The following is a 17,655-nucleotide window of genomic DNA, read 5'->3' on the forward strand; positions in this document are numbered from 1 at the left end:
GCTACCTGCAGAGTACTGTCATCACAGAGTAGCTGGGACGGAAACGCACACCAGTGCGTTTCCGTTAATCCATGTAAGTGTTGTTAGTGTCTCTGTGTTACAGAGACACTGTTTTCGGGCGTTATCAGGAAGTTTTCAGACGACGGCGACCAATCAATACCATTGCCGTTACAAGCAACCAGGCTGCGTTGCCGCCGCCAGAGCTGCCGCCGGAGTCACTATTGCCTGAATCTGTTTGACCGGACTCATTGTCATCGTTGCCCGGTGCCGGGGCCACATCGGGACCGATCAGAGAGATGGAAACCTCCTCCTCTCCGAGGTCAGGTCGCAAAGTCACTTCCACAGCATCTGCACTTCGGTGGCTAACTGTCAGTGTCTGTGGAGAAAGCTCCTGAACGTCACCGATCCATTCAAACTGTACCTGATTATCCGCGACTGTTGTCGGCCGGATCGATAGTACTGATTCATCCGACATGGTCAGCTTCAGTTCAGGGCGTATAAAGCGGAAATCAAATCCTTCTGCGGTAACCAGACCAGTCAATCGGTAGTATCCATCTGACACTTCGAGGGTAACTGTCACTTGAGAAGAGCCCTGATACTCGATTATCTTGGAGTTATATCCCTCTTTGCTCACGGTCAGATTGAGACTGGTATCTGGCAGAGCCAGCTCTGCCGAACCATCGTCTGTTGTCATTACCGATTGCTCTATGCCCCATGCATTTGTGCGCTCGTCATCGACCGTAACCAGGGCTTCTAATCCAATACCTGAACTATCTACGACATTGAACATTACCTGATTTCTCGCAACGACTTGTAAGTCAAACGACGCGGCTGGCGCAGAACTGACGCTAGCCTCTACTGCGTATAGCCCAGGGGTGGCATTTGTTGCATCGATATGAACAGAAGCCGGGTTGTTAGCTTCAGAGTTATCCGCCGCAGTTGCAGTAATGACTGTGCCGCCCTCATTGTCAGTGAATACCGGGGCAGTGCTGCCCTCAGGTAGTTCGCCACTGTCTACGGAGAAGGTCACGTCCGAGCCAACAGTGCCGCCTGTTGCGAGCAGTCTGGCCTGACTTGATCCCGCCATCACAGGAGTAACTGAAGGAGTAAGCAGTAAAGGTCGGCTTAGGGTAACTGTTGCCTCGTCTACGCTCGCCAGACCGTCGTCGATAGTAATGAGGTAATCACCAGCAAAGGCACCGGCTGTCGGCAGTCTAAGTTCACGGCGATTACCTTCCCCTTCAAGAAGGTCAGGGCGGTTACCCTGATAGAAAACCTCAAAGCTGTATTGTCCGTTACCTCCTGATACCTCGAACTCTACGGTTGAAAGAGAATCCACTTCAATTCGCGAGCCAGATGCTACGACCTGATCATTCACCAGGATGGATAGGGGAGACGGCTCGGTCCCGTCGATAACAGTTGCAATAAAGGTTTTTGTGTCTGATAACTCACCGTCAGTAACACTTACCGATATTGTAGCGCTGCCGTTGAACTCATCGGCGGCAGCCAGTACCAGTGTGCTTCCTTCGACGGTAGCGGTTACTAGTTCCGGGTTAAGACTTTCCACACTGAAACTCAGAGCGTCGCCGTCGACGTCACTACCACTGAGGGCAATCGTTGCGCCCGATGCCTGTTCGAAAGAGCGGTTTGTTATAGCGTCGAGTACCGGCTCATCATTTTCTGGCGTAACTGTCAGGCTGATCGCAGTTCCACGGTCTGCGATTCCATCACTGACGATCACAGTCAGTGTTGAGCTACCATTAAAGTTTTCATCGGGAGTTATTGTAAGTTCTGCTCCACTGATGGCTGCGCTGACACCTTGACGAGTTCCCAGTATTGAGTAGGTCAGAGCGTCACCATCCAAATCCACTGCAGTCAGTGTCAGTGTCAGAGGGGTGTCTTCTGTTAATGTTTGGTGTGATTCCGTCAAAAGCACCGGTTCGTCGTTAATGTTGGTGATTGTGACGTTAAAGCTAAGACTACTTTGTTTATCTCCGTCACTTACAGTCACGGTTACGACACCTTGGCCGAAGTAATTCTCGTCTGGAGTAAACGAGATTTCTTTATCGCTCAAGGTCATACCAAGCTCTGTGTTAGTCGTTGTCGCCGTGACGCTCAATTCATTCATGGCATTATCGACGTCTGACACTGAGATCGTTAAGGAAGCAGTATCCCCTTCAGGGAATGTGACATCCGCAACTTCAGAAATCGCTGGCTCATCGTTCACTGGTGTGACAGTCACGCTAAAGCTGGTTGTCACAGTGTTTTCACCATCGTAAACGGAAGCAGTAACAGAGCCTTCACCAAAAAAATTCTCGTCGGGTGAGACAGTTAAAGTTGCTCCGCTGACACTTGCTGATAAGCCCGCAGAAACGCTTGAAACATGATAGGTCAGCTCATCATCGTTGATGTCTGTAGCACTGAGTTCGACATCGAAAGAGGTGTCTTCAGTTGTCGACTGTGTGGGTACTTCTGTGAACTCGGGCGGGTAGTTCGGAAGGTTATCCGGATTTGGCGACCAGCCTATGTCGATCAATACTTCAAGCGACAGTCCGATATCAGAGAAAGTGTCAGTGTATATCGGCTCCATGAGCTCGTCTGGTGCTAAGTCAACATCAAAGTGGGACAGGGAAGAGCCAGAATCGAAACTGGAAGGTGCGTAAAACTGAATTTCATTCTGATTGACGCCGCTAGAATAATTGCTGGTTTTGTTATTGGCTGAATCGCCTTTCCACGTCAGTCTGTCGCCAGATGTCATTGCGGTAATACGCTGGCCGCGAGTCATCTCGTCTAACGTAGCTGATAAGCCTGCGCGTCCGAGATTTTTAGATAACAGGCTGAAGCCTTCTTTACCATCAGGCCAGCTGAAAGGAGCATGCGCAGACGATCTCATTAACCCGATGAATCCCATTCCATGAACTATTTCATGTAAGACAACGCTTAAAAATGATGTGCTGTCATCTGGCGCTGAATCAAAACCATAATACCAACTCAAACCGGCCGTACAGCCATTTTGATTGTCGAGCGCGCTGTTAAACTGGGTGTCAATTTCTAGCCCAGAGCCATTCAGGTCTCTGTCGAGTATGTGATTTGCCAGCGCATATGGAACTACGCTCCCATTTGAATAATCCAGGTAATAGTCAGAAGCTCCAGCTTGACCCAATACCGTACCATCGTCTGAGCAAGGTAGAACTGTAAATTGCGAACCGACGTGGACATCGTATTTTATATCCAGGCTCTCATTTAAAATACGGGCAGCTTCAAATAAAACATTGAGTCGCTGTTCACCCAGAGTCTCACCCGTGTTTCCACCTATTGGAGTGCGTTCAGAGGGGTCGTTCAGGCCCTCATCAGGATCATTTTGATTCACGATGATAATGTCAGCTTGTGCACTACAGGCAATCAAGAATAAAAGGCTCAAAAACTTATTCATTGGGTACTACCACGGTTCCTTCAGGGGTAATTTGCCGCTCGACCATTCGACGCGTGCCATCTTCATCGATGATCATCATCATCACAGTTGAGTATTGTTTTCCGGTGTGGGCGGTTGCAGTTCCATCTCCATGAACGGTAATCGGTATTTCACTGGCGGGTATGCGCTGGCTTTCGATGTACTCCTCGAGCTCGGCGGGAAGTTCGCCGTCGTGATCATGGTCATGATCACTGTGTGCGTTGGATGAGGCTGAATCTGGAGTAGCTGCAGTACTGCTGGTTTCATCAGCCGTTTCATTTTCAGTTGTTACGGCATCCGATGGGTTATTCAGATTTTCGCTGAGCCGTGGCTGGGTAAACCAGACGGCAGAAAGAACGGCAATGATGATGGCAGCAGCCAATATGAGCTGTCGCATGGGGTCCCTCCATCGTTTTTTTATAATCTTTATGGCGCATTGTATCCGATATTTCGTTCAAATACTGTACGACAGTTCATGATTGAGGTCGGCGTTTTGTAAATCTGGTCGCTTCCGCCGACATCGGGTCTTCCGGCCAGGGATGCTTCGGGTAGCGACCGCGCATATCTTTGCGTACCTCAGCGTACGTGTGCCGCCAGAAATGGGGTAGATCCTGAGTGACCTGAAGAGGGCGCTGTGCCGGTGATAACAGATGAATCATCAGTGGCAGCTGACCATTCAGAATGGACGGCTGGCCTTCAAAACCGAACATTTCTTGCAGTTTGACGGCCAGCACCGGAGGGTTCTGGCTGTAATCGATGCGGATATTCGATCCGCTGGGGACTTTAATATGCGTCGGTACCAGTGATGCCAGCGCTTGTTGCTGGTTCCATTCCAGTATTGAGAGCAGTGCGTCGTTCAGGTTCAGTTTTTTCAGATCGCGCAGGTTCCGTGCGCTATTTAAAAACGGCATCAGCCAGTCGTCGAGCCGGCGCAGTAGTGCTTCATCTGAGACATCCGGCCACGCGCTTGAATCGTGCTGATGGGCAAGCTGCATGCGTGCACGCAATGTCGTCGCGCTGTCATCCCAGTTGAGGATGTTGAGTCCTTTCGCGCTGATCAGGTCGCGCCAGGCTTGCTGCCAGTCGTCAGCGCTCATGGAGTCGAGCTTTTTACGTTCCACCACGAGCTTACCGAGGCACTGCTGTTCTTCTGTCTGAAGCTGGCCGTTATCGAGCCAGCGCGCGTCGATATGGCGGCTGAGCATGTGCGGATGGAGCTCGGTGAGTTGCGACAGCGCCTGTTCTGAAAGCGTCGCCGCGGTACGGATACGGTTGGGTTGTCCTGCGGCAATATCAGCGCAGGCGAGCCACGCCTGACCCGTTAACGGACTGTGGTCAGAGAGCGCAGCGCCTGCGCCCGACGCTAGCAGATACTGGGTGTCTGAGCTGCGTTTCTGGGCGATTCTGTCTGGGTAAGCGCAACCCAACAGAAATCCAGTGTCAGCATGGGCGCTCGTTGCGCTTTTACTGGGCAGCGATTTCTCCAATCGCCGTGCCCGAGGAGCAATACGCGCTTTCCAACGCGGTGAACCGCGTTCGTGGTGGATGATCCGCTCGATATCGTCCTGCTGGCGCAGCAGCGCAGGCTCTTGCAGCAGTGCTGCCAGCTCGCAGGCGGCGGTGGCCATGCCAGCGCTGGCTCCCCGGATAAGCATATTGGCCAGTCGTGGCTCCAGCCCGGTTTGCATGCATTGCTGGCCATGCCCGGTCAGCTGACCTTCCTGCAGAATGCCAAGGGTACTCAGTAGATCAGCTGCCTGATTCAGGTGCCCTGTAGGAGGCGGTGTCAGCCAGTCGAGTTCGCCGGCAGACGCTCCCCACTGCACCAGATCCAGCAGCAGAGGCGCGAGATCAGCACCGCTAATTTCCGGGCGGATATGGGCAGGACGTTGCTGCATACTGGTTTCGGTAAACAGGCGGTAGCAGACACCGGGGGCTTGTCGTCCGGCACGGCCTGCACGTTGGACAGCACTGGCCTGGGAGATGTCCTGTGTGACCAGCTCCTGCATCCCAAGTACTGCGCGAAAACGAACGCGTTTTTCCAGCCCGCAATCAATTACGGTGCGCACTCCGTCAATCGTCACCGAGCTCTCAGCAATGTTTGTTGAGAGAATGACTTTGCGGCGACCTTCAGAATCAGGCGTCAGCGCGACTTTCTGGTCTTTATCACTGAGTTGGCCATGTAGTGGGGTGATCAGAATATTGTCTATGGTGCCAGCCAGCGATTCTTGCACCCGGCTGATCTCGCCTGCGCCCGGCAGAAAGACCAGAATATCGCCCTCCGTATCGCGCAGGGCTTCACCTATGACTCGACAAACGTGAGGCACCAAACGCTCATTGGCATCGCGGGGAGGGCGGTAATGGTTTTCTACCGGAAACGTGCGACCTTCCGATTCGATAACAGGTGCGTCCAGCAGACCCGACAACTCCGGGGCATCCAGCGTGGCCGACATCACCAGCAGCTTTAATTCAGGATTAAACACCTGCTGCGCCTGAAGACACAGAGCTAGGCCCTGATCTGAGGCCAGATTCCGCTCATGGAATTCGTCAAAGATAATCAGGCCTACTCCTGAAAGCTCCGGATCATCCAGAAGCATACGGGTAAGGATACCTTCCGTGACCACTTCAATCCTCGTCGTTGCCGATACCTTACTTTCAAGGCGCATACGATAACCGACGGTGCCGCCGGCTTTTTCATTTAATTGCGTTGCCATAAAGGTTGCGGCATTACGTGCAGCAACCCGACGAGGTTCGAGCATGAGGATCTTCTTTCCAGCCAGCCATTCTTCCTGAAGAAGAACCAGAGGGACGCGAGTTGTTTTACCGGCGCCGGGCTGAGCGATCAGCAGCGTATTGGCATTCACTGCGAGTGCGGCTTTCAGGTCGTCAAGAACCGCATCAATGGGTAAAACTGTGGACATTGCACTCTTTTGCTACTGGAACTGAAAGACCTTGATGATAGCATGAAGGTCATCATCGTTATTGGCTTCAGCGGAGGCAGCGTTGGCAGACTCGAAAGTAGTAGATTTCGCAAAAGCGGGTGAGAAGCACCGTGCAGAGCGCTCACACAAAGACAAAGAAGAAAAAGTTGAAGAGATGCGCAAGCGTTTTGAAGGTGCTCTGCCTACGAAGAAGACGCCCGTGAAAGATTTTTTACGTAAGAAGAAAGCGAAAAAGAAGCGGTGAATGGATTAATAATTTGACCGAGTATCAGACACAAAAAAGCCGGCAATTGCCGGCTTTTTCGTTTCAGTGTCTAGTATTCTGCGTAATCACGCACCAACCAGAGACTGACCACATACACGTACCACGTTACCGCTAACGCCGTTAGACGCCGGGTTACCGAAGAACGCGATGGTTTCTGCTACGTCTACTGGCTTACCGCCCTGAGACAGAGAGTTCAGGCGACGGCCAACTTCACGAGTCATGAACGGAATAGCGTCAGTCATCTGAGTTTCGATGAAACCAGGAGCTACTGCGTTGATGGTGATGCCTTTCTTAGCCAGTTCAGGCGCCATGTACTGAACGTAACCGATCACACCTGCTTTAGACGCTGCGTAGTTGGTCTGACCAAGCTGACCAGCAATACCATTCATAGAAGATACGCAGATGATGCTTGCGCCTTTGTTGATGGTTTTGTTGGCGATCAGTGCATCGTTGATGTGCTCTTCAGCCAGCAGGTTGATGTCGATGGTCATGTTCCACCAGTGCTCAGGCATGTTCGCCAGCATCTTGTCGCGGGTAACACCTGCGTTGTGAACAATCACGTCACCGCCGCCCAGTTCTTTCAGTTTGTCTGAAATCTGCTGAGGCGCTTCTTTAGAAGAGATGTCAGCCAGCAGTACTTCGCCGCCGATTTCAGCCATAACACGGCTCAGATCTGCTTCTGCTGGTGGAATGTCCAGACCAACCACTTTAGCGCCGTCGCGAGCCAGAGTACGGGCGATTGCTTCACCGATACCACGTGCTGCACCAGTCACCAGAGCAACTTTGCCAGCCAGAGGCTTGTGCCAGTCTGGGTAGGTGTTCGCGTCAGCTTTAGACACAGTCAGAACCTGACCGTCCATGTACGCAGACTTAGCAGAGATAACGAAACGGAACGCAGAGTCCATGTTCGCTTCTGCGCCTTCTTCGACGTAAACAGAAGTAGCGTTTGCAGACTTCTTACCGATTTCTTTAGCAACAGAACGGGTGAAACCTTCCAGTGCACGCATTGCTGCGGCCTGTTCACCAGTCTTTGCTTTCATGTGTGGGCGACCCAGAACGATAACGCGACCGTTGCTGTTCAGCTGACGCATAACTGGGTTGAAGAAGTAGTAGAGCTGGTTCAGGTCAGCGCCGCTTTCAAAGCCAGAAGCGTCGAATACCAGAGCGTCGAACTTTTCAGCCATGCCTTTCTTGGTTTCAACACCAATAGCACGAACGCCTGCTTTGTCGGCAGCGGCCAGGATGTCAGCAGCAGTCTGTGCAGCCGCTGGGAAGTAAACAGTCGCTTTCGCTTCTTTCAGGTTGCGCATCAGATCGTTCAGCAGAGCACCGCCCTTGCTGGTACCAACCAGAACCTTACCTTCGAAGTAAGTTTCCTGATTTGGGTTGTAGCGCTTCAGTTCGATAGGGGTAGGCAGGCCAACGTTTTTCAGCAGGCTGCGGCCCAGGTTGTTGTTCAACATTGTTTCGTAAAAGTTGCTCATGGTCCGTTCCGTTCGTTTCTTACATGCGTTTGGGTTACGGGAGTTGATACTTGGATCACATCGGCACGATGTACAGCGCCGGAAGGTAACAGATTAGACCAACATTAATAACCCCTGAAATTGACCTCAGGCATACGGTCTTATGTCACTTCAGCCAATGCTGCCAGTTGCTGGTTCGATAGACTTGCGCAGCACTGGGCAGAATATTGTGATATTTTGCGTTCTGCCGTTATATAGGCAAGTTTTATACAAGCTCCCGTTTTTACACCGACAGGATTGAGACATGACACAGACTGTTCGTCGCGTCGCTATTATTGGCGGCAACCGTATTCCTTTCGCACGTTCTAATACTGCGTACTCTTATGCTTCTAACCAGGACATGCTGACTGCAGCACTGAATGGTCTGGTAAACCGCTACAGCCTGCAGGGCGAGCGTATCGGTGAAGTGATCGCTGGCGCTGTAATCAAGCACAGCCGTGACTTCAACCTCACTCGTGAGTGTGTACTGAGCACTGCTCTGGACGCACAAACGCCAGCAACTGACATCCAGCAAGCGTGTGGTACTGGTCTGCAGGCACTGATGATGGCGGCTAACAAGATTGCTCTGGGTCACATCGATTCAGCAATCGCTGGTGGTTCTGACACCACTTCTGATGCACCGATCGGCGTAAGCGAAGGCCTGCGTAAGATCCTGCTGGAAGCGAACCGCAAGAAGACCACCAAGGACAAACTGAAGCAGCTGGCTAAGATTCGTCCTAAGCACCTGGCACCTCTGATTCCTCGTAACGGCGAGCCACGTACTGGCCTGTCTATGGGTGATCACACTGAGATCACTGTGAAAGAGTGGGGCATCACCCGCGAAGAGCAGGACGAAATCGCATTCAACAGCCACAAGAACCTGCTGGCTGCCTACGATCGTGGTTTCTTCGATGATCTGGTGACTCCGTTCCAGGGCCTGGAAAAAGACAACCTGGCTCGCGAACCAGACATGGACAAGCTGGCGAAACTGAAGCCTGCATTCGATAAGAAGTCTGGTAAAGGTACTCTGACTGCTGCTAACTCATCAGCCCTGACTGACGGTGCATCTTGTGTACTGCTGGCGTCTGAAGAGTGGGCGAAAGAGCACAACCTGCCAGTACGCGCTTATCTTTCTTTCTACGAAACTGCTGCTGTCGATTTCTTCGGCAAAGACGGTAACAAAGAGAAAGAAGGCCTGCTGATGGCGCCTGCATACGCAGTTCCTCGCATGCTGGACCGCGCTGGTCTGACTCTGCAGGACTTCGACTTCTACGAAATCCACGAAGCGTTCGCGGGTGTTGTACTGTCTACTCTGAAAGCATGGGAAGACGAGAAGTTCTGTAAAGAGCGTCTGGGCCGTGACAAGCCACTGGGCAGCATTGATCGCAGCAAGCTGAACATCAATGGTTCTTCTATTGCAACAGGTCACCCATTCGCAGCGACCGGTGGTCGTATTGTTTCGTCTCTGGCGAAAATGATCGACGAGAAAGGTTCTGGTCGTGGCCTGATTTCCATCTGTGCAGCAGGTGGTCAGGGCGTTGTAGCTATCGTTGAGAAGTAAGTTCGGAGCTACTGCGCTTCGCTCGTAACGCTTCATTAAGAGCCCCGCAACGCGGGGCTTTTTCGTTTCTGGGGGAGCTTGTAGGAGGGAATCTTATTCCCGATAGCGGCGTGAGCTGACATTTAGCGGAATAATAGCCCTCAGCAGATACCACCTCAGGACACGCTGTTAATCATCCCTGGAAGCTCGGGTACCGCTTCCGTGCGGTACACGGTCCTGAGTTGGTATCTGCTGTGGTCTGGGCAGAGAAATATCGCGCATAGCCAGGCAAGCTGGCTGAAGCGCTCCTACGGTGCTCTGATCATTCACTTACATCACGACGGCCTCTGAACTGTAGGAGCGATTCAGCCGGAGGCTATTCGCGATCAATCAATTCGCTCAACCTATCGCTTGAAACGTCCACGCCAGAATACGGGTCTGCTTTTTGCCCTGCGTCATCTCAATGACCTTAACGTCTGTTGCGCCTGCTTTATTCGCAAGTTTTGACAGTGGCTTCACGTTTTCCGCTTTTGATACCAGGCTGGTAAACCAGCGAACCTGGGAAGCAAACTGTTTACTTTCTTTAATCATTTTTTTCAGAAAGAGTGCTTCACCGCCGTTGCACCAGAGTTCGTTTTCCATCCCGCCAAAGTTGAGCAGAGGCTTGCTATTCGGTTCTGCTTTGTCCTTATTTAGATTGGCGACTTTTCGCTGACTTCCGCGCAGAGCCTCCTCAGCAGACGCGTGGAAAGGCGGGTTGCAAACCGACACGTCGAATTGCTCTTGCGGCAGAACGACGCCTTCAAACATCTTGTGTTTGTCGTGCTGTAATCGAAGACTGATGCGAGACTGCAAAGCCGCGTTGCTTTTTAAAACCTTCGCGACGTTATCTAATGAAGCCTCACTGATGTCGGTCGCAACGCATTCCCAATCATAAACGCTGCTCGCCAGAAGCGGGTAGATCCCGTTTGCTCCGGTGCCAATATCCAGCATGCGTATACTCTTATCGGGCTCTATCGAATCCAGTAGGTCGGCAATGTAGTGAATGTAGTCAACTCGGCCCGGAATTGGAGGGCAGAGAGCACCTCCGGGTATATCCCAGCCAGTTACTCCGTAATGCTGCTCAAGGATAGCAGCGTTCAACGCCTTTACCGCCTGCGGATCTGAGAAGTTGATGGTACTTTGTCCTTCAGGGCCTGACTCAACATGATTTTTGAGTGAAGGTCGCGTTTTGATCAGGACTTCATAGTCGTATCTACGATTATGGAGATTACGCGGGTGAAGGCCTTTGCCATCATTCTTGTTCGTGGTTAAGAGGCTCATATCTGAGGTTCGTAAGCAATTGCCGTAGGTTAGCGACATAGTATACCGCCAGGAGCGTTATTTTCCTTTGGCTGTGCAATGCTGTCATCCACACAGGATATAAAGAATGAACAAGAAGGTTGTAACCTACGCATCTCTCGGAGAGGTCAGTCAAACAGTACTGCTGGATTTGATGAACGACGAGAAACTCAGAGCACACCTCGTGGATCATCCAAAATTTACTGAAGAAACCCTAGAATTCTGGGTTATGGAGAAAACCCGAATAGATGCAGCGAATGGGTATCGTGTCCGTGCAATACTGGTCAATGGTAATATTGCAGGCTGGTGTGGCATACAACCCGATGGCGAAGGCGCTGAACTTGCGATTATCCTCTCAAGTTCGTACTGGGGCTCAGGCTTAAGGGTCTTCAGGGATATGATCCGCTGGTCTCGGGAGCTTGGTCATCAAGAGGTAGTGTTTCATCTACTCGAGACCCGCCGTAAATATCGTGCACTTGAAAAGATGGCGAAAGAAGTAAAAGAGAGTGAATGGATGGGACGAAAATTCAGAACTTATATACTTTCTACAGAGGAATGAAGTATCAAATTCTTAACAGTGATACTGACCTTCGGGTCAATTTTCATCAGGGTTAGCCTTCAGTGAAATTATCCAGAGTGAACCGAATCGAAGCGACAGGATTATTGTCAGGTCTCATTGTCTGCTGTGCTTTCTCTCTCTGGGGAGGATCAGGGCTGGTTGATATTACCTTTATGGTTTGGGTGATCTGGATATCCTTCGCGACTGCACTCTTTATGCGTCACCTCTATCTGACGTACGAGAACAAAAACTACAGGGTCGTAGGCTCCCTTTTTTGGTTGGTCGTCACGTTTGTTTACCCGTCATTTCTTGGCTTTAAACTGCATCTTATGTACGAGCAACTCGATGTAAATAAGGTTCTTGCAGGTTCATTAGAGAAACAAACGTCCATGCTTGCAACTGTGAATGCCAGAGATGACTCAACTCTGGAAGAGCAATGTCGGGCTTCCGCGTTTATAGCTGGGCAGATCTATCGAGGGCATGGAGTCACAGCAGAAGTCGTCAGCTGTGATGGTGTGCGGGTAACTTATGCGCCGACCCCAATGGAAATTCAGTGGCGACAGCGGTGGCTTTCCAACTCTGAGCACAGCAGGCGAGTTATTCCATGGATGTGGTTGCATCTTCTGGTTTCATTTGTGATTACGGATTTAATAGTCATCAGAACAATTTATGAAAAGCGGTTAATGAATGAACTCACCTCTTAAATGGTTCGCCCTGATTTCGTTATACCTGGTGCAGGGTTTACCCCACGGCTTCTTTGGTCAGGCGATGCCGGTGCTGTTGAGAGAGCAGGGCGTCGATCTTAAATCGATTGGGTTAATGTCTCTGGTGGCGTTGCCCTGGGCATTGAAGTTTATTTGGGCGCCAGTGCTGGATCGGGTTTCCATCATTCCCGGCGAGTATCGTCGCAGCTGGATTCTGGCAATGAACCACACCGCTGTGCTGGTTTTAATCGCACTGTCTTTCGTTCCTTTGCCCTGGCTGACCAGTGATGGCGTGTTGGCGCTTGCTCTTGTTCTGATGGCAGTGAATCTATTAACCGCGACGCAGGATATCGCCACCGATGCGGTGGCTGTAGAGAATCTTAAACCTGCAGAGCGTGGTCTCGGGAATGGTATTCAGGTAGGTGGCTATCGCGTCGGCATGGTGCTGGCCGGTGGCGTTCTGCTGTCTTTCTTTAATCATCTGGGCTGGCAGTTTTCGTTGCTGTCTGTCGCGGCTCTGATGTTTGTCGGCAGTCTGCCGCTGTATTTCTGGAAGCCCAGAGCTCATACCAAAGCAGAGCAGGGCGTCTGGAAGCAGTGGTCTGGTTTCTTTCGTCTCGATGGTCCGTGGTTATGGTTGGCGTTGATTGCGCTTTATAAGTTTGGTGATGCGTTCGGGACTCAGATGATCAGGCCTTACCTGTCTGACCTGGGCGTCACACTTGAGCAGATGGGAGCTTTGCTCGGCATTGGCGGATTCCTTGCGGGGCTCTCTGGCGCCTTGTTGGGAGGCTGGCTGACCGGCCGGATGCCCCGAGCCTATGCATTAGTCTTGTTCCTTCTCTTTGAGACTGTCGCAATGCTTGGTTACTCCCTGATTTCTGCAGGTGATATGTTTACGATCTGGCTGGCCGTGATTGCAGAACACGTGGCGGGTGGTATGGCCACTGCAGCCCTGTTTACGGTCATGATGGATCGCTGCCGCGAGCACTCAGAGGGCGCGGATTATGCCTTTCAGAGCTGCGTAGTCATTATTACGGGAATGGTCGCTGGTGCGTTGTCGGGGTATAGTGCGACGCAGCTTGGCTACGTCGGCCATTTCAGTGTCGCTGCGCTATTATGTGCTGCGGCCATCGTACTGGTCGTGATGGTGAGTCGCCGTGGCCTGTTTCTCCAATACCGAGGATCATAATGACTGATATTGCCCGTACACTCGACGCCCGTGGTTTGTTTTGCCCAGAGCCGGTGATGATGCTTCATAAAGAAATTAATGAAATGGCGATCGGCGAAGTCATACAGATACTGGCAACAGACCCTTCAACCGTGCGTGACTTTACGCGCTTCTGTGCGTTTCTCAGTCATGAGATGCTGGTGAATGAAGAAGTGGATGGCGAGTATCGCTTTCTGATCGTGAAGGGCGCCGAAGAGGAAGAATAGCAAGGGCAAGAATAGTGGTCTTCGGCACAAATAAAAACTGGCCTGTGAGAGGCCAGTTTTTATTCAGTTAGCAGTGAGTAGCTCACTGTTTCCTATTTTTTTTAAATAACAGCTTTCAGTGCCGTAATAAAACGCTCAGTCAAAACTTGCTCAGCGTCTACAGTCAGCCATTGTTTAATAAGCGCATTGCGTTCTTCTTCTTTGCTCAGGTTTCTTCCCATGCCCTCTGCCAGGCGCTGAACCTGAAGCTCCATACGTGAAGGCTTATCTTCTACTGGTGATTCCACATCAGCGATGATTTCCATGGTGATGCAAAGTTTTCTCGCATCGACTTCACCTGCTTCCTGAGTAAACCAGGAAGCCTCAATGCCCGAAGGCAGAGCAGCGTCAGATTCAGGTTTCTCATTCGACGATATTAACCCCAGCAGAGTATCCCAGCGACCACGCTCTTCTGCGGCTTTAGCTGCGCTGCGTGCGGAGTTAATACGCTCTTCAATGTCGTTAAGCGATTTAACAAGACGCCCGTGAGCACCCTTAGGAAGCTCTATGGCTGCGAGTTTTTCACGCGCTTCATTGATCGCAGCAACGCCTTGATCTTCTGTGTTCGCTTTTGCCTCTTCAACGATCGCTTCAGCGCTGGCGACTGTTTCATTAATTTCAGCTTTGCGAGCGTCGCGAGCGTCATTCAATTGAGCAAAAACAGAATCTGCGTGCTTGCGCAGTTGGCTCCAGAGTTTCTGGTCCGGGCCACGAGGCGTCACGCCGACGGATTTCCAATCCTGCTGGATTTTCTTCACTGTGTCTGCTGCTGCGCTCATATCGTCGCTGTTCGCAGCCGCTTCAGCAGCGCTGACCAGAGCACGCTTCTGATCTAAATTACGATCGTATTCGGCTTTCAGGTGCGCATAGATCGCGTCGCAGACGTCGTTAAATGCTTTCTGGGTTTTCTGGTGAGACGCACGATCAACCGGCGAATAAGAGCGGAAGGTATCACGGGCGGCATTCAACGTATTCTGCACCGTTTTCCAGTCTGCGCTGTCCCAGTCCATGTTGGCTTCGTAATGGCGTAGCTCTTCGGTAAGCTGATTACGCAGTGATACCAGTTTCTCACGCTGCTGAGCCTGTTCTGCAAAATAAGCTTTGCACGGCTCAAAGGCCTTGTCAGAGGCTTCCTGGAAGCGCTGCCACAGATCCCGGTCATTCGAGTGGCCAAGAGATTTCCACTCGGTCTGAAGCTCTTTAATACGCTCGGCCAGTAAGTCCGGCGCAATATCGGCGTCGATTAAGGCTTCCATCTGCTCGCACAGGGCTTCCTTCTTCGGCGTTACAGCAAAGCCCTGCCAGTCGCGGAGTTCGTTCAGCTGATTGGTCAGCAGACGAAGGCGGCCCTGCATCTGGTTCTGTGTCTTTTGCGTCAGCTTGTCGTTCAAACGATGAATCTGCTTGAGCGCGTTGGCAGCGTCTGCAACGACCTTTGCTTCCAGTGCGTTTTCGAGCGTTTCAATAAGCGCCTCTGCTTTAGCGCGGGCTTCGCTGTCATCCTGTTTTTCCGGTACTGGCTTTGCCGCTTTCGGCTTTTCACCGGCCACTTTTCTCAGAGCTGTCAGCCATGCCGGAGCACTGGCACTGTGTGGCCAGGCAAGATGCGGAAGGTGTTCACGGGCCTGCTCCGGAGAGAGTTCACCCTTAATGTCGTCATGCTCATCGAGGTACTGCAGGGCTGCCGCTGCGGTAGTAATTTCGGCAACGGCGTTATCGTACTGCTTTTGCTGGCTTGCTGATGCTGAGTGCTTGGCCGTGGCTGCTGCCCAGGCACTTTCTTCGCTGAGCAGGGTTTCTTTCAGGCTTTCTGCTGTCGAATCATCACTGATGCTCTCAAGTACATCCTTCAGGTGAGTAAGAATGCGCTGTTGCTGTTCAGTCGCTTGCTGCAGTTCAGCTTCGAGTGCTGCGGCTTTTTGCTCTTCTTCTTTCTTCGCCGTAAGGATTGCTTCGAGTTGTTCCAGCAGGGCAGGAATATCCGTTGTCTCAAAGCCCTCGGTGGACTCTTTCAAATCCTGCCAACGCTGACTGAGTATCTGTACTTTGCCGGTAAACTCAGGGCCAAAGCCCAGGCGCAGCAGAGTCTCTGCATTACTGCGGATGTAGTCGATCTTGTCCTGAACCTTCTGGCGGGCTTCATCTTCGGCATTGAGTGCCGCAAGGGCGTCTTTGCAATGCCGGTAAACGGCCTTGTCTTTGCCTTGTGCATGCTTCTGCAAATCGTGCAGCGCCTCTGCGGAGGTAATTGTCTCTGCCGCAGCCAGACGCACGCGGGCCAGGGGATGCTCTTTGGCCAGGGCCAAACGAGCTGGTTCGTCGCCAATGGCGGCGATGGCAGACTTCGCCAATGCATCATCGCGGGTCAGTGATGCGATACGGGTCAGTACCTGATCATTCGCGCCAGAGGGTAGCGTTCCTGACGGTGCGAGACGCTCAAGCCAGACGGCTTCAATCTGCTGACGGGTCTCTTTGTCCGCTTCACGGATCAGAGCTTCCAGCTCAGTCTCATCGGTTACTTCTCTGATCAGCACCAGACGGCGATCGCTGTCTTTCTCGCTGAGGATTAACTGACGCCCAGTTTTCGCGGCCGGCGCTTTCTTAGTGTCGGTCGCGTTGCGGGTTTTGTCCCTGTTGAATAACTTTTTGAATAGAGCCATGAAGTTCGCTTACAACAAATGTTCTCGAAAAGGATGATCATTCTAACGTCATACCAGCAGAGGGGAAGCGCAGAATTGAGTCAGCAGCAGATTGATGCAGAAGGCGAGACGACCCAGTAAAGCTGTGGTAAGGTAACGAGACTAGTATTAGTAATATGACAACAATAATAAGATCCGGGGATCACGATGAAACTCATCAAGCTGCTGCTGGTAGCCAGTATGGTCGCAACCACTGTTGTAACTACAGGCTGTGCTTACTTCGGCCTGGGCTCTCGCCCGCTCTCTGAACTCACTGAAAAGTACACCGACGAAAGCTCTAAATTTACCGCTGTCGACGGTCTTGTGATGCATTACACCGATCAGGGGTTTGGCGATGAAGCCGTGTTGATGCTCCATGGCGAACATTCATCTCTGCATGTCTGGGACGCTTGGGTTGACCGTATGGCGACCGACTTCCGCGTTATCCGCCTTGATCTCCCTGGACACGGCCTGACTGGCCCGGACCCGAAAACCGAAACATACGACGTTGAGTACATGATGGGCAAAGTTGAAGCCTTCATGGATAAGCTCGGCCTCGACAGCGTAAGGCTGGTTGGTGCCTCATACGGCGGTTTCATTACCTGGAACTTCGCCAAAGAATACCCAGAGCGTGTTGACTCCATGGTACTCGTTGACTCCACCGGCTTTGATCAGGAGGTTCATCCGGTATTGGGTTACAACACCATTCCTGTTCTGGCTGGCCTCAATTCCTGGACACTACGACGCGGTAAAGTCCGTGATCGTATTGAGTCAATGTACTCCGATGATGAAAAGGTCACCGACGAGATTGTCCGTCGCAATCAGGACATGATGTTGCGTAAGGGCAACCGCACCGCATTTATCGACGTTGCCCGTACCATGGAAGACCAACTGGAAGAAGGCAACAACGAAAGCGACCGTATTAAGTACATCCAGACACCAACACTCGTGATGTGGGGTGAGGATGACGAATGGACGCCTGAGCGCGTGATGAAGCAGTTCAAAACACACCTGCCGAACATGACTTTTGTTTCGTACGAAGTGACTGGCCACCTGCCAATGGAAGAGCTGCCACGTCAGTCTTCGCGCGATGCGCATTACTACCTGATGTTCGGCGAACTGCCCCAACTTCCAGGTAAGGAAGAGCAGGGTTGGATCGTACCGGGTAATCCGCGCAAAGGCTGGTAAGCGGCTGTC

Annotated in this window: 13 protein-coding genes; 7 read left to right on the forward strand and 6 right to left on the reverse strand. The window is 51.8% G+C overall.

Annotated elements, in window-relative coordinates:
• Nucleotides 1-124: 124 nt before the first annotated feature.
• From B2R29_RS01915 to hrpB, 3 genes are all read right to left on the reverse strand, one after another.
• Complete coding sequence (locus tag B2R29_RS01915; protein ID WP_301179540.1) at nt 125-2,893, reverse strand: tandem-95 repeat protein; 2,769 nt, start codon at nt 2,891-2,893, stop codon at nt 125-127.
• A 532-nt stretch (nt 2,894-3,425) separates the two neighbouring features.
• Nucleotides 3,426-3,848 (reverse strand): hypothetical protein, encoded by a 423-nt coding sequence (locus tag B2R29_RS01920; protein WP_301179541.1) that lies wholly within the window; start codon nt 3,846-3,848, stop codon nt 3,426-3,428.
• A 76-nt stretch (nt 3,849-3,924) separates the two neighbouring features.
• Nucleotides 3,925-6,372, reverse strand: coding sequence for an ATP-dependent helicase HrpB (hrpB, locus tag B2R29_RS01925; RefSeq protein WP_301179542.1), 2,448 nt, complete (start codon nt 6,370-6,372; stop codon nt 3,925-3,927).
• An 82-nt stretch (nt 6,373-6,454) separates the two neighbouring features.
• On the opposite strand from hrpB, the gene B2R29_RS01930 reads away from it, so the two are divergent.
• Nucleotides 6,455-6,637, forward strand: coding sequence for a tRNA (uracil-5-)-methyltransferase (locus B2R29_RS01930; protein WP_076518218.1), 183 nt, complete (start codon nt 6,455-6,457; stop codon nt 6,635-6,637).
• An 86-nt stretch (nt 6,638-6,723) separates the two neighbouring features.
• Here the strand turns inward: B2R29_RS01930 and B2R29_RS01935 are convergent, their stop codons facing one another.
• The gene (locus tag B2R29_RS01935; RefSeq protein WP_301179543.1) at nt 6,724-8,142 is read right to left on the reverse strand and encodes a 3-oxoacyl-ACP reductase; all 1,419 of its coding nucleotides are present in this window, start codon (nt 8,140-8,142) and stop codon (nt 6,724-6,726) included.
• Nucleotides 8,143-8,425: 283 nt separating this feature from the next.
• Here B2R29_RS01935 and B2R29_RS01940 point away from each other — a divergent pair, with 283 nt between their 5' ends.
• Nucleotides 8,426-9,721, forward strand: a complete 1,296-nt coding sequence (locus B2R29_RS01940) for an acetyl-CoA C-acetyltransferase (RefSeq protein ID WP_301179544.1) — start codon at nt 8,426-8,428, stop codon at nt 9,719-9,721.
• Between the two features lie 378 nt (nt 9,722-10,099).
• On the opposite strand, the gene rlmF is transcribed toward B2R29_RS01940, so the two are convergent.
• The gene (rlmF, locus tag B2R29_RS01945; RefSeq protein WP_301179545.1) at nt 10,100-11,023 is read right to left on the reverse strand and encodes a 23S rRNA (adenine(1618)-N(6))-methyltransferase RlmF; all 924 of its coding nucleotides are present in this window, start codon (nt 11,021-11,023) and stop codon (nt 10,100-10,102) included.
• Nucleotides 11,024-11,129: 106 nt separating this feature from the next.
• On the opposite strand from rlmF, the gene B2R29_RS01950 reads away from it, so the two are divergent.
• The 4 genes from B2R29_RS01950 to tusA all read left to right on the forward strand — a co-directional run bounded on the left by B2R29_RS01950 (nt 11,130) and on the right by tusA (nt 13,741).
• Nucleotides 11,130-11,600, forward strand: a complete 471-nt coding sequence (locus B2R29_RS01950; RefSeq protein ID WP_301179546.1) for a GNAT family N-acetyltransferase — start codon at nt 11,130-11,132, stop codon at nt 11,598-11,600.
• Between the two features lie 62 nt (nt 11,601-11,662).
• Complete coding sequence (locus B2R29_RS01955) at nt 11,663-12,304, forward strand: hypothetical protein (protein ID WP_301179547.1); 642 nt, start codon at nt 11,663-11,665, stop codon at nt 12,302-12,304.
• Nucleotides 12,288-13,496 (forward strand): MFS transporter, encoded by a 1,209-nt coding sequence (locus tag B2R29_RS01960; protein ID WP_301179548.1) that lies wholly within the window; start codon nt 12,288-12,290, stop codon nt 13,494-13,496. Before B2R29_RS01955 ends, B2R29_RS01960 begins: the two co-directional genes overlap by 17 nt.
• A complete protein-coding gene (gene tusA / locus B2R29_RS01965) occupies nt 13,496-13,741 on the forward strand; it encodes a sulfurtransferase TusA (RefSeq protein WP_076518202.1) in 246 nt (81 codons plus the stop codon). The genes B2R29_RS01960 and tusA overlap by 1 nt, the downstream gene beginning before the upstream one ends.
• A gap of 101 nt (nt 13,742-13,842) precedes the next feature.
• Here the strand turns inward: tusA and B2R29_RS01970 are convergent, their stop codons facing one another.
• Nucleotides 13,843-16,440 (reverse strand): DUF349 domain-containing protein, encoded by a 2,598-nt coding sequence (locus B2R29_RS01970; RefSeq protein WP_301179549.1) that lies wholly within the window; start codon nt 16,438-16,440, stop codon nt 13,843-13,845.
• A gap of 186 nt (nt 16,441-16,626) precedes the next feature.
• On the opposite strand from B2R29_RS01970, the gene B2R29_RS01975 reads away from it, so the two are divergent.
• Nucleotides 16,627-17,646: an alpha/beta fold hydrolase gene (locus B2R29_RS01975; protein WP_301179550.1), complete on the forward strand. Its 1,020-nt coding sequence runs from the start codon at nt 16,627-16,629 to the stop codon at nt 17,644-17,646.
• Nucleotides 17,647-17,655: the final 9 nt, after the last annotated feature.

The sequence above is a fragment of the Thalassolituus sp. UBA3500 genome, from assembly GCF_002377545.1.
GTDB lineage: Bacteria > Pseudomonadota > Gammaproteobacteria > Pseudomonadales > Oceanobacteraceae > Thalassolituus.